Annotated in this window: 15 protein-coding genes and 1 tRNA gene; 10 read left to right on the forward strand and 6 right to left on the reverse strand. The window is 37.9% G+C overall.

The genetic code is table 11. The features are described 5' to 3' along the window. Nucleotide 1: 1 nt before the first annotated feature. Nucleotides 2–943 carry a ribose-phosphate pyrophosphokinase gene (locus PSF86_RS08730; protein WP_277899694.1) on the reverse strand — a complete coding sequence of 314 codons (942 nt, stop codon included), beginning with the start codon at nt 941–943 and terminating at the stop codon, nt 2–4. Between the two features lie 246 nt (nt 944–1,189). On the opposite strand from PSF86_RS08730, the gene PSF86_RS08735 reads away from it, so the two are divergent. Next, a tRNA-Leu gene (locus tag PSF86_RS08735) sits at nt 1,190–1,271 on the forward strand. A gap of 159 nt (nt 1,272–1,430) precedes the next feature. Here the strand turns inward: PSF86_RS08735 and PSF86_RS08740 are convergent. The 5 genes from PSF86_RS08740 to PSF86_RS08760 form a co-directional block, all read right to left on the reverse strand. Beyond that, nucleotides 1,431–2,951 carry a ThiF family adenylyltransferase gene (locus PSF86_RS08740; RefSeq protein ID WP_277899695.1) on the reverse strand — a complete coding sequence of 507 codons (1,521 nt, stop codon included), beginning with the start codon at nt 2,949–2,951 and terminating at the stop codon, nt 1,431–1,433. 7 nt (nt 2,952–2,958) lie between these two features. Beyond that, nucleotides 2,959–3,330 carry an E2/UBC family protein gene (locus tag PSF86_RS08745; protein WP_277899696.1) on the reverse strand — a complete coding sequence of 124 codons (372 nt, stop codon included), beginning with the start codon at nt 3,328–3,330 and terminating at the stop codon, nt 2,959–2,961. A gap of 2 nt (nt 3,331–3,332) precedes the next feature. After that, nucleotides 3,333–3,776: a multiubiquitin domain-containing protein gene (locus PSF86_RS08750; protein ID WP_277899697.1), complete on the reverse strand. Its 444-nt coding sequence runs from the start codon at nt 3,774–3,776 to the stop codon at nt 3,333–3,335. Between the two features lie 237 nt (nt 3,777–4,013). After that, a complete protein-coding gene (locus PSF86_RS08755) occupies nt 4,014–5,015 on the reverse strand; it encodes a type II TA system antitoxin MqsA family protein (protein ID WP_277899698.1) in 1,002 nt (333 codons plus the stop codon). Between the two features lie 3 nt (nt 5,016–5,018). Further along, the gene (locus PSF86_RS08760; RefSeq protein WP_277899699.1) at nt 5,019–5,366 is read right to left on the reverse strand and encodes a hypothetical protein; all 348 of its coding nucleotides are present in this window, start codon (nt 5,364–5,366) and stop codon (nt 5,019–5,021) included. A gap of 315 nt (nt 5,367–5,681) precedes the next feature. Between PSF86_RS08760 and PSF86_RS08765 the strand changes: the two genes are divergently transcribed. From PSF86_RS08765 to PSF86_RS08805, 9 genes are all read left to right on the forward strand, one after another. Then, on the forward strand, nt 5,682–6,518 hold the full coding sequence (locus PSF86_RS08765; RefSeq protein WP_277899700.1) for a DUF932 domain-containing protein: 837 nt from the start codon (nt 5,682–5,684) through the stop codon (nt 6,516–6,518). Between the two features lie 109 nt (nt 6,519–6,627). Beyond that, nucleotides 6,628–7,788, forward strand: a complete 1,161-nt coding sequence (locus PSF86_RS08770) for a restriction endonuclease (RefSeq protein ID WP_277899701.1) — start codon at nt 6,628–6,630, stop codon at nt 7,786–7,788. 849 nt (nt 7,789–8,637) lie between these two features. Next, a complete protein-coding gene (locus PSF86_RS08775) occupies nt 8,638–8,982 on the forward strand; it encodes a single-stranded DNA-binding protein (RefSeq protein WP_277899702.1) in 345 nt (114 codons plus the stop codon). Between the two features lie 79 nt (nt 8,983–9,061). Then, nucleotides 9,062–9,244: a DUF6876 family protein gene (locus tag PSF86_RS08780; RefSeq protein WP_277899703.1), complete on the forward strand. Its 183-nt coding sequence runs from the start codon at nt 9,062–9,064 to the stop codon at nt 9,242–9,244. Further along, on the forward strand, nt 9,237–9,443 hold the full coding sequence (locus PSF86_RS08785; protein ID WP_277899704.1) for a DUF6876 family protein: 207 nt from the start codon (nt 9,237–9,239) through the stop codon (nt 9,441–9,443). The genes PSF86_RS08780 and PSF86_RS08785 overlap by 8 nt, the downstream gene beginning before the upstream one ends. A 22-nt stretch (nt 9,444–9,465) precedes the next feature. Next, nucleotides 9,466–9,663, forward strand: a complete 198-nt coding sequence (locus tag PSF86_RS08790; protein WP_008615565.1) for a hypothetical protein — start codon at nt 9,466–9,468, stop codon at nt 9,661–9,663. A 432-nt stretch (nt 9,664–10,095) separates the two neighbouring features. Next, the gene (locus tag PSF86_RS08795; RefSeq protein ID WP_277899705.1) at nt 10,096–10,476 is read left to right on the forward strand and encodes a BfmA/BtgA family mobilization protein; all 381 of its coding nucleotides are present in this window, start codon (nt 10,096–10,098) and stop codon (nt 10,474–10,476) included. A gap of 11 nt (nt 10,477–10,487) precedes the next feature. Beyond that, the gene (gene mobB / locus PSF86_RS08800) at nt 10,488–11,519 is read left to right on the forward strand and encodes a MobB family relaxase (RefSeq protein ID WP_277899706.1); all 1,032 of its coding nucleotides are present in this window, start codon (nt 10,488–10,490) and stop codon (nt 11,517–11,519) included. A gap of 9 nt (nt 11,520–11,528) precedes the next feature. Further along, complete coding sequence (locus PSF86_RS08805; protein WP_277899707.1) at nt 11,529–13,109, forward strand: type IV secretory system conjugative DNA transfer family protein; 1,581 nt, start codon at nt 11,529–11,531, stop codon at nt 13,107–13,109. Nucleotides 13,110–13,154: the final 45 nt, after the last annotated feature.

A 13,154-nucleotide genomic window follows, 5' to 3' on the forward strand; every position in this document is an offset into this window, starting at 1 on the left:
TTTACATTAAAAATTTAGAGCTGATTGAAGTATTGTGGTGTACTCTGTGCATTACGTCTGCAAACAGTTCGGCACAACTCAATACTTTTACTTTTTCGCTCTGTTTTCTAAGCGGAATAGAATCGGTCACGATCAATTCGGTAAGCTTAGAATTCTCTATTCTTTCATATGCATTTCCTGAAAGCAATGCATGTGTGGATATGGCCCGTACGCTCAATGCTCCTTTTTCTATCATAAGGTCGGCCGCCTTGGTCAAGGTGCCTGCCGTATCGACCATATCGTCTACCAAAACCACATTTTTTCCCGTTACATCACCAATTAGTTCCATGTGGTCTATTATATTGGCTTTTTTACGTTGCTTATAACAAATAACCACATCGCTGCTTAAATATTTAGAATATGCATATGCCCTTTTTGAGCCACCCATATCTGGTGAAGCTATCGTTAAATTGTCCAGCCCCAAACTTTGCAAGTATGGCAAAAATATGGTTGAGGCAAATAAATGGTCTACCGGTTTCTCGAAAAAACCTTGAATTTGATCTGCATGGAGGTCCATTGTGATAATTCTTGTTGCTCCAGCAGACTCTAATAACTTGGCCACCAATTTTGCGCCTATCGGCACCCTTGGTTTGTCTTTTCTATCTTGCCTTGCCCACCCAAAATATGGCATTACAGCCGTAATATGCCTTGCCGATGCCCTTTTCGCGGCATCGAGCATAAGCAACATTTCCATTAAATTCTCAGAACTTGGATTGGTAGAGCCAATGATAAAAACCCTTGTACCTCTTACCGACTCTTCAAATGAAGGCTGAAATTCGCCGTCACTATATCTAGAAAACGATACATTTCCTAATTCTGCTCCAAAGGCTTTTGCAATTTTTTCAGCTAAAACTTGACTTTGTGTACAAGCAAATATCTTTGGATCTGGCACCGAATAAGGCATTCTAATATATTGTTTAATAGTTATTTATCGCTGTAACTCGTAAAACGAGGTGCAAATTTAGAAATTATTTCGAACTCTTAAAGTATAATTGTGACTATTTTTAGTTTGTGGATTAAAAATATTTTATAGTTTTGCATTCCGAATTTGATTGAACATTATAATTTAATCAAATAAAAACGCTCGAGTGGCGGAATTGGTAGACGCGCTGGATTCAAAATCCAAATTTGAAATCGCGCAGAATTAAAGGCCGAAGTGGTGGAATGGTAGACACGATGGATTCAAAATCCATTGCTGATAAGGCGTGAGGGTTCGAGTCCCTCCTTCGGTACGAAAAAAGCCGGGATGAAAATCTCGGCTTTTTTTATATTCAGGTACAACATAGGTACAACATTTTATTCATTTATTAATTCCCATAGCAAAGATCATCAATTGGGATTATTTAGGTTTAAACAAAATGGTTTCATTTAGGTTAAGCTACTTTTTAAGGTTAAAAAGGGAATGTACCTTTCGAATCATCAAACAGATTCTTTAATTTTCTAATCGCCTTTTTGATAATTGAATCTTTACCGGAACTTGTTTTGGGATTTGCCTTTTTTACTTTCGGCATTGTAGGTTCTTGGATTTTATTTCTTGATTTTTCCGCATTGGGATGATCAAACAATAAAATTTTGTTGAAACTATCGCCTTGACCAAGCTGTGCTTTGATATGACAATCTTTTTCACAAGAATTTTCAAAATCAAAATCAATATTTCCAAAATTGAAGTCCATCTCCTTTGGACCATAATAAATCCCTTTGGGCTGTAAAACCATTGAGAGAAATTGTTGAATTTCCATACCCGCTAAACTTAAGCTAAAACCAAACACATTTTCCCCTCGGTTTACAAAATGATCTTTTGGCAACCCCTTAATATAGTAAGGGTTGTCTAATTCCCCACTTTGTTCTAAAGAAACATCTGATGGAGTATATTGTCCTAAACATTGCATACATATTCTTTGTGGACCTACGGTATGCGCTTTCCATCTTGCTTGTTCAATATTTGATAAGTCCGAGTTTGGATTAGTATCAATACCACCATCAATTACAGGTATGAAGTTGGAATAAGCTATGCCATCCAGAGTAAACCGGGGAAGTGGCATATCTACGCAAGAAAATAAAAGATCACAATCAAGGGCAGCCTCTAAACCTGTTTTTTCAGTAATACTATATGGCAGTGCTTCAATGTCTAATCCTTTTCTAAGGTTTACATCGAAGAGTCTGTTCTTTTGAAAATCTACTTTAAACTTACCTATATCTTTTTCGCTAGCCGCAAGTAGACGATCTAAATTTTTACGTTCAATAGTATCAAAATCGATAAAAACTAAATTTTCAATTCCTGTTCTGAGAAGTGCTTCCGCAATAATTGAACCTACACTGCCCATTCCAACTATTCCAACCTTCATTCTTGAAATGCTCTCTTGTTTTGATGGTCCCCAAGAAGATATAGTTCTCGAAAATTCCTGTCCAAATTTGGGTTTAGGTTTCAGGTTCTCGTTGTAGTGAATGTTTAAACCATTCCCTACAACCCTTACGGTTTCACACCATTTTATATCATAGGTTTTGGATGCAGTTTTTTCCCAAAACCTTGCGCTCCAAGTTCCATCTGAGCCAATTGTCATACCAACTACCGGTAAGCCTGTAATGGCTTTAACTCTTGGTGCAAGCATAGTTTCGGCTTCTATATCATCCGTGCTCATACGTTGCCAACCAGGGAAAGGATGACTATGTATAAATACTATCCCGTACTCATTTTTCAAGGCATATGAGGTTGCTTTATCAAAATAATCAGGATTAAAACTCACATTACCGTGAATATTCCTATCATCAATTTCAGGAAAAATCACCTCGTTAATTAGGGCGGTAATTCTTTGATTACCCGTAGAAGCCTTATAAAATGCAAAGCATAAATCCTCTTGTTCGTCATCTCTAATAAGATGATTTGAGAGCGATACATTTATATCTTCTGTCATTGCGACACTATACTTTTTCATCTGTAAAATCGAATAAAGTTCTGATAAATGCCAAATAATCGTCCATATCCATTCCAGACTTCCAGCCATTGAGCGGTCTACTCCAATACTGAAATTCTGAATCTGGTAATTTTCTGTCGTGGATTGCCCCGTAAGGATGATTTCCTCCTCCTCCTGAAATTGGCAACAAGTGAGGTTTTATGTAAGGACCTGATGGTGGATTAAGAGGAAATTGTTTTGCATCTAGCGCAATTTCAACCACCTTATTTTTAAATTTGCCAAGAGGTATTTTGAACTTGAAGCACACAAAACCATTTGTGTGCATCCAAGCTTCAAAATTTCGCTCAATCAATTGTTTCAAAATTTCTTGATTTCCCATTGCTATGAAACAGTTGTAGGAGCTAATTTACAGGTAATAAACTTCTGTCCTTTCTCTATTCTGATTTGATAATCCCTGTCATTTTTATACCCAATCTCTTTATGACCATCGATCTGCTTCAAATAAAAACCTTCTGAGTTTTTACCTGTTTCTTCGATAATCTCATTAGGGGTCATAATGAATTCATCAACATCTAGAGGCTCATCGTCCACATAAATTGTTAACTTTTTGAAAAGCTTCGCTTTGAAACCTTCAATTCCAGGTTCTTTCAAATCAATTACCTCATCTAATTGGACAGGTTCAAAACCTGCTTCATTGATTTTTTTAAGGAGTTCAAAATCCTCAACCGGTTCACAACCAGCTATAATCAATATCTCTTTTCCTGTTATTGTCGAGTTTTCAGATTCATATTTTTTTCTGTTTACTCTTAAACTAAATTGTCCCATCTTTTTTTGTTTTTTTGGGATTATCTCGTTCTTTAAAATAGTTTGAGAATACTATTCAGGTAAGAGTTGTATAGGCAATGTTGCTTATTACGCAAATTTTGATACCTTTGTACAACTAATAATGGGAGTTATAAGGAGATAAACCTTATACATAGAGTCCGCAAAACTTTAAATCCCAATTTTTATTAATCCAATCTATTGTTACCGCAATGGGTTGGATTTTCTTTTTTTATCGGCTCATATTTTTAGATTAAATGCATATTTGTAATCAATTAAACTTTTACCATTCTCATAGTTTTCAATCCACGCATCCTCTAAGTGGCTAAAATTTACTATTTCTGTGGTGGACATCTTTTCAAACCTGTTCTTCACTTTGTTTAAAATCTCTAATTCCAAATCGCTGAATAAATTTTCTTCAAAATCTTTTTTTGCCTTGAATTCTTTGCTATATCCCCAGTCATATTCTCGTTCAATGATATCAATAGCATTCTTAGTATTCATAAAGTCATAGATGCTGTTATAATTATTTGGTACTGGGCCCATATTAATAGCACGATATCTTGTTCCACTCATCGAAACAGCTTCCTGCTTATAATGAAGAAAGTCAGCGTAGAACAATAATTTATTCAGTTGAGTTACAAACGGATTCATAGTTTCCGCAAAAAAAACGACCATTTCTGTCAACTTCTTTATACTGGGCCTTAAATATCCCGTATGATTATCCGGTAGCTTATCCCCCAGCAAATAATCTTCAAATATCAAAGCAAAACGTTTATTGCGTTTTTTTTGTATTAAATGATCTATTCTGTTTAATAGTTCTTTCTGTTCTTTTGAACCGCTCTCATAAGTATTGCTCATTTCAACAAGCGACCTAAATTTAACAGGATCATTAGCTAATTGAATTAAATTAGCGTTAGATTGATTTGGTACTTCACCATTTTCATAATTTCTGTAGCTATTAATTCCAAAACCTAAAATTTCTGCCATTTTAGAAGCTGAAAGCTTGTATTTGGAACGGATTTCCTTAATCTCCTCTGGGAATGGAAGATTATACTTATCTCGATACTGGTTATAAACTTGTTTCATTTTAATAGTATCGAATTCAGTAGATGTAAAATACTGGTTGCTGTCCTGACAATAGAAACTGGGATAACTTACCGGAAATGATTCTTTCCTAAAAGTCAATTCCATATTCCTAACTTCAATCGACATTTCTTTACCTGTAATTGGGCTTTTCATAAATTACTTAAATTGATAGTTCATTTTGTACTCCGCAATATGAAAAGAGATACAGATTACACTCGTATTAGATGCTCCTAGAGTAATCTTGATGTATATTTCCTTCCGTCGTAACATCCTGCCAAAAACCCACATTTCAGAACCTCCATACTGAGTTTCTTTTAAAGGGCCTTCGCAGTAATCATCAATTTCTAAATTTTCAATAATTTTTTTTCTTTCATTCGGCATAAGTTCAAGGTCCGAAAGGGTTTGGGAGTTTTTACTTCGATCATCGAGAAATAAAATATCCCACATTTTCATTTTGACGCGGAACTCTTTTAAAAAATTTTTTACTTGCTGTTTCGAACTCATACTTTAAAGTCATAGGGCAAATATACGAATATTTTTCTAAAAACAACTTTAAAGTTAAAAAAAATGTTTTTAATGGATTAAAAACAACTTTAAGGTTGATAATTTTTTTACTCCTATACAATCAAGTCCACTTTAAAAGAGAGGGTATTCAATCAATATCGGCACAAAGGTAAACTCGTAAAATACTCCCATCAAAAGCTTACGGCATAAAGCCGCTCCCGCACTCGCTATTTATTCCGTTTCCTTTTGAGCTGAGATTTTATCTTCCGTTTGGTTCTAGCTTAAATATTTATTGTTTAACTAAAATCAAATGTTATGTATTTATCAAATTTACAGCAGGATGAAATCTTCGTTCCATCAGAAATGAAGTCCTTAAAAAGCCTGACACAGATGGAATCCCGAAGGGGACTTGAAAATGTCATTATCTCGAATGACAAAATTGTCAACGTGGTTTCCAACAGTTACGGCCACGTACCTAATGAACTTTTCTTCAAGAAAGCCGAAGAAATGTTGACCGATGCCGAGCTGAATTATCAGAAGCGCACGATCAATAGGGATGACAGATCATTTATAACCGACTTTATTATCGATGACAACAGCCAATTCTCGGTAAAGAATGAAAAAGACTTGATACTGCCAATGCTACGGTTCAAGAATTCCTATGATGGGAGCGAAAAAACTTCCGGGCATTTTGGCTTTTACCGGCAAGTATGCTCCAATGGCCTACACGTTTCACAAGCGGAAATTGAGTTTGCAATCAAGCATAGTAAGAACAATACCGACCTGATAATGCCAAGGTTGAAAAATCTGTTCGACAAATTCGTGGACAATGAATTTTACACCATTACCAAGAAGTTCAACAGAATGAGGGAATTCAAGATCATCGATACCAAAGAATTTGTGAAGGTAATTTTGGACAGAACGAAATTGTTCCGGTATGAATGTAGTGATAAGAACAATGATCCTTCAAAGAAATCTCGTGAAGTCCTTGAAATTCTGGATAATGAAGCTCTGCTGCTCAATGAAGAACCTAATTTGTGGATAGGCTATAATGCTTTTAATCAAATGCTTCACAATACATTGAAGAAAAGCTTTTCACAACAGGAACGCTTGGACAAAAAACTGTTCAATGCTGTCTATGAAATGGCTTAATACTATTTAAAGGTTTATCCAGTACCTCAAACTGGATTTTTTAGATTATCCGAAATTTGGAATGATTTCCAATTCAGATTATTATTTTAGGGGTCTATTTACATTTACTATGAAAGCATCTCAATCATTACCACGACCGGAAAATTGGCAGGATTTTGAAAGTCTTTGCAAAAAGCTTTGGGGCGAAATATGGAATTGTCCGGAAATTAAAAAGAATGGGCGTTCTGGACAGAAACAGCAGGGAATTGATATTTATGGAATACCTCAAAATGAAGATTCATATTATGGGATTCAATGTAAGGGCAAGGATGAATATACCAACAAACAACTTGGAGAAAAAGAGGTTCTTGATGAAATCGAAAGTGCTAAAAATTTTGAGCCCAATTTGAAGAAAATGTATTTCGCTACAACGGCTGTTAAGGATGCCGGAATAGAAACCATAATCCGTAAAAAAAATATTGAACACATTGATCAAGGTCTTTTTGAAATCCATCTTTATTCTTGGGAGGATATTGTTGATCTCATCTTTGAGAATAGGTCAACCTATGATTACTATTTAAACAGCCATACATTTAAAAAAAATCAGTCCGTAAAAGTAACTTTTGAGAATGGAAAAACTGAAATGAGAGTTCAACCTAAATTCGTAAAGAAAATCAGGATTGCTCAATCGAAGTATGATGAATTAGAAAAGCGAGCCAAAGATTTGATTCCAGATTGGATAGATAAAATGGTAAATAAGCATTGGATAACTCCTGAAATTTTTGATACCGGTATTTCCTCTCCTGTTAAACAGACTGAATTCAATAGGAGTTTAATTGATGGGACTATTCTCGTGACCAATGATGGTTCAGAACCTTTGGAACATTGGAAACTCATTCTGAGTCTGCCAAAACAAATTATAGAAGTTACCCGTAAAAATTATCGAAAGAAAGGATATTCTATAATTCCAATGCCAAATAACGTTAAATATGACACATATATTGATATGGAAAAACATCTTGTTGAGATAGAACCTAGAAAAAAAATATTGGTCGGTGATGATAGTTTTGGTTCTGAACCACTATTTCTAAAAGCCATAACGGAAAATATCACTCTGAAACTAAATTGGAAGTTAGTGTCCAGAAATTGCAAAGAGAATGGCACTTTAACTTTGCATATTAAACCAGATACCATTATCAAGAGAGTGCCGGTCGATGATGATTCTCCCCTGCTACTGGATGAGAATGATCGTGTGACTATTGAGGATTATCTTGAATTATTGGACGACTAGAATATTTTAACTCGATAAATTCATTTTTCAATCCCACTCAGCCCATTCCCCTGCATTCCGCAGAAAAAGCTCCATTCCGGGAAAAGCGCTTCACTACAAAAGTCTTGGACACAACTCCAAAGCTTCCGATTCCCATTCCACTTGCCCGCTCATTCCCAAGAAAAGTCGGGAAGCGGCCAAGCTACATTCCCATCTACACCTTTGAAGTCAAGTCCGCTTTAAATCCTACTTCAAGAGGATAATCGGTTTTCATAGCCCGGTCAGCACATTGCCGCTGCATTTCGCGAAAAGCTGCATTCCGGGCAAAGATCTTCCCTGCAAAGATCTTGGACACAACTCTAAAGATTCCGATTTCCATTGCGTTAACCCTGCCTGAAAAATGGCAGGGACACTTCATTCCCAATCTACATCTTTAAAGTTAAGTCCGCCTGATAGGAATTCCATTTATCATTTAGTCCCACTTCCTATGTTTTGGTACTTCACAAAAGTCATTTAGAAATACTCCCGAGCCACCGCTGTCCCTACCGTTTTTTTGTAAGCAAAATACCAACATTTGGAAGTTAAACGGAGTGCATAACCGGTCGTGCCTCCCTTTTATAACTCCTTATTAATTCCAAATATTGAAAATGTATCAGCAACAAAAAAAGGTAACAGCGGACGGCTCTATGGGAAGTAAATCTAAATCGAAAATTATGAAATCTTACAAAAACATCAAAAAGGAAGCGGGACTAAAAAAACAAAAAAAGGAAAACGCTCTGGATATAATAAGTAAATCACTTCAAAAAAACATAAACGCAAACTATCCGAAGGGTTCGGGTAGCATTTTAATTAATCTTTAAATTTTTTATTATGAGCACTTTAAAAAATCACGTACAGTTGATCGGAAACGTTGGCCAAGAGCCACAGATCACGAACCTTGAAAGCGGCAAAAAGGTAGCCCGTTTTTCACTCGCCACCAATGAGTATTACAAAGATACCAATGGCGAAAAAGTTCAAAACACCGAATGGCACACGATTGTAGCCTGGGGCAAAACTGCCGAAATTATCGAGAAATATGCCGGAAAGGGTAAGGAAATCGGGGTAACGGGAAAATTGAAATCCCGAAGCTACGAGGATAAGGACCGTATCAAAAGATATGTTACCGAAGTGGAAGCAAACGAAATCCTATTACTTGGAAGTAAAAATGACAAGTAAATTTTAAAAATTAAAGAGGGCGTTTCCGTCTAAAGTAGCGCCCTCTTTTTCATTATTAACTCCTTAAATAGAAATCAAAATGAAAGCACAAGTTAACGAAATCAAAGAGGGTTTACAACATTTTCACGGTTCGGAAACCGTGTTTCAAATCCCATTATTGAGAACCCGATACACCAACGGACTGAAATATTTGGCGGAAGCTGCGGAATGCTTTTGGCTGATAACCGGATACATCGGCATTTGCCAAAACCTTGATGGATAAAAGCTATTTTGTAACCATCGACTTTAAACGGTTGCCTAAGGAAAAACAGGATTATTCTGGGTACGAAGCCGAGATAACGTACAGCGATGGAAACGGGAACATTTTTGGAAAACACGGTTATCGGATAACGGATTTTCCATTGGATGAACTGCGGTTGTTTTTTGTGGATAATACTTTGATGCTGCCAAGCGAATATTAACCCGTTCAAAAACCTAAAAATTATGATCTACTTAAATTTTTCAGACCTGAACGGGGAAGCCCAAGAACGCCTTTTGGAAAGTTCCAAAAAGGACGTTGAACAAAAATTTGGCGATGATATCCGAAATTACGCAAAGGAACATTGCACCAATTTTGAGGTGATGATCGAAGAGGAAGCACTACGGAACCTGTACAGTTATACCTATGTGTTTAATATCTGAAATTGTCCAAATAGGAACGGAAAGGCCTTTGAAATTTCAAGGGTTTTTTTTCATTCCATTGGCATCAATTCAATAAAAAGCCTTATCTTTATTCCGCTGAAATTCAGCATTCAATTTTATGCAGGGTCATCCAATTTTTGACTTTCGCCGATAACCCTGCCCATCGAAAAATTACATAACGGGAAATCTTTTCCCTGAAATTGGCAATTGGCTTTTTAGCCGAATTGTACGAAATTTTTGTCCCGCCGGGCGGGACGAAAAGGAGTAGCAAGAGGGTAACACGCGATGCGATGTTAAGCACTCCTTTTACTTGTTAATCACCTGATTTTTAAACACTTAAAAATAAGTCGATTATTTAAATTTCTACAATTTGCGACAAATGCCCTGCAAGCGCCCATTTTTAGGGAGGAATTTGCGACAAATCGGCGAATTATGGACTCATTTATCGGCATTAGGTTCAAAAAGGAAACGGCGAAACGTTTCCAGCAATTTTCAAGAGCACACTTCAAATCGCACACCGAGGCAATGGCGGTGATGCTCGATTTTTTCTTCTACAACGAAATCTCGCCACGGGAAAAATTGGGCCCGACCGGCAGGACCATCGAGGCCAATTTAAAAAAACGGATCAATGCGGTGATCGCCATAATGCGGGATATGGAAAAGACCCAGACCAAACCCACCGTGGCGATGATCGAATCCCTTTTTCAGACCGAAGAACCCAAAAAGAAACCCCTGATTTTAGAAAAGAAATTTGTGGAAGAAAAGAAGGAAGTACGTTTCAGAGAAAAGAAAAATCAAAAAAACGAACTCTAAATTTTTGAGCTATGTACATCACGATCACACCTCAAAAACTGGGTGGGAACTATTCCCAAAGTTCAGGCGATTTTGTGGGCTATCTGGAAAAGGAAAACCAAGGTCTGGAGCAGGAGGATATGGAACACTTTTTCAACCAATATGGGGATGAAATATCGGCCGAGGAAGTGGTAAAGGATATTGACGGAAACGGTGCCAAACTGAAAAAGAAAGAACCGAAATTCTATTCGATAACGGTCAGTCCGTCCAAATATGAATTGAACCGATTACAGAACAGCAGCGAAGATCTGAAAAGGTACACCCGCGAGCTGATGAAGGATTATGTGGCATCGTTCAACCGGGAGATCAACGGCCGACCTGTAAACATAAATGATGTAAAGTATTATGCAAAAATAGAGCACCAACGCACCTTCAAGGGAACTGACAAACAGATCAGGGAAAACCAGCCCTGTGCCACCAAAATATTGCAGCTAAAAAATGAGATCAGAAGTATTGAAAGCGGCTCAATGGAAGGAAGTATCAGAAAGCGGGAACGGGAAATCGCCAAACTGGAAAAACAAGCCCCACACCAGCAGGACGGGAAACGTATCGTCCAGGGAATGCCAAAATCGGGAAATCAAAGCCATATCCATATCATTGTAAGCCGTAAGGATGCTTCCAATTCGTTCAGTCTTTCGCCCGGGAGTAAATACAAGGCTTCCGATGTCGAGATGAGAGGTAAAAAAGTCAAACGGGGGTTTGATCGGGATAAATTTTTTGAAAATGCCGAAAAGACCTTTGACAGGACTTTTGGCTACCAACGGAACTTTGCGGAAACCTACAAGGCACGGAAGGATTGTGTAAAAAACCCAAAAATCTATTTTGCCTCGTTGATGAAACTGCCCACCAACGAAAAGGCAATCGCTTTCAAACTGATCCGGGAAACGGGCATCCCGATAATGCCGAGCATCCCGACCAATCAGGCGCAGCTTGCCCTAAAGGTTTTCAATAAGCTGCGCAAAGGTTTGGACGTTGCCATCAAATCAAGTTCCATCGGAATCTAAATCTTTGTTATGCAACTGGACAACCTTACAACGGTACTCTTAATTCTTGGCTTAGCAAGTACAATATTTTATATGCTGTACAGGTTGACGCGTTTTGCCTTTATTTTAAACGTGGTCTTGCTCGTGGCTTTGGTGTTTTACCTATCGAGCAGCAACGAACTGATTATTATTTCATTGGTTCTGGTCTGTCCGCTGATGCTAATCAATACGGGACTGTACGTTTTCTTGCACAAAACCGATGAACCAAAAAGTGCCGAGAGCAAGTATCGTGTAAGCTTTGCAACGAGCAAGGGAAGTTTTACATTGGAAAATGTCAAACGAGGTGCTTCCATCATAGGGTCTGCCGGAAGTGGAAAGACCGAAAGCGTGGTGTACGGTTTCCTAAGGCATTTCCAGAAAGAAGGCTTTTGCGGAATTATTCACGACTATAAGGATTTTGAGCTGACAGAAATGGCCTATCCGCTTTTCAGGGATAGCGAGGTCCCTTTTAAGGTCATTTCCTTTGATAAAATCATCCACAGGGTAAATCCCATTGCCCCGCGATATTTAGAGAACGAGGAAAGCGTAAACGAGGTTTCCCGGGTGCTGATCGAGAACTTGTTGGAGCAACGAGAATCCGGCACGAGCGGCACGACCAAATTTTTCAACGATGCTGCCGAAGGATTGATCGGTGGTCTGATCTGGAAGCTTAAAACATCTTATCCCGAATACTGTACCCTGCCCCATTTGATTGCCATTTATCAGTATCTGGACACGGACAGTCTCATCCAGTTCTTGGAAACCAATACGACATCACGGGCAATGGCAGATGCCTTTATCAGTGGTAAGGATTCCGAAAGGCAGACCGCCGGGGTAAAAAGTACCTTGGCCAATGCCCTCAAGCGGATCAGTACCCAACGGATTTTTATGACTTTGTCCGCAGATGAAGTTCCACTGAATATTAATAATCCTGAAAATCCAGCGGTTATTTCGATTGTGAATAATCCAAAATTTGAAACGTCCTATTCGCCCGTTATAGCCACAATCATCCATACCATCACCAAGCAAATGAGTGTGCGCAATTCCAAATCATCGTTTTTGTTGATGGAAGAAGCTCCGACCATACGTTTATTGAATATGCACCGGATCCCGGCCACACTTCGGAGTTATAACATTGCCACCATCTACGTAATGCAGGACAAGATTCAAAACGATATGATGTACGGCGATAAGGCGAGCAAAGCCGTATTGAGCAACCTTTCCTATCAATTTTTTGGCAAAGTGAATGACCCCGACACCGCAAAATATTACGAACGCTTTTTTGAGATCATTAAAGACCCCACCAAAAGCGTAAGCCGGGGACATAATCTTGATTTTGATACCCGTATAACCACAGGGGAAAAAGAAATTCCCAAAATACGCGCTGATGTTTTCTTTCGTTTGAAACAAGGCGAATTTATTACCTATGCGGATGGGAAGGATAAAAAGGTACAGTTTAAATTGCAGAAGATTCAAAGGGAGCTTCCCGAGGAATCAAAGCAATTTACCGCGACTGATTTAGAAGCTAATTTTGAGCGGGTTTATGAGGAGGCGCGGTCAATATTTGAATAATTTTTTTTTTAAAATCGATATATTATCGTAATATTGCAATGAATA

The organism is Galbibacter pacificus, from assembly GCF_029603165.1.
Lineage (GTDB): Bacteria > Bacteroidota > Bacteroidia > Flavobacteriales > Flavobacteriaceae > Galbibacter > Galbibacter pacificus.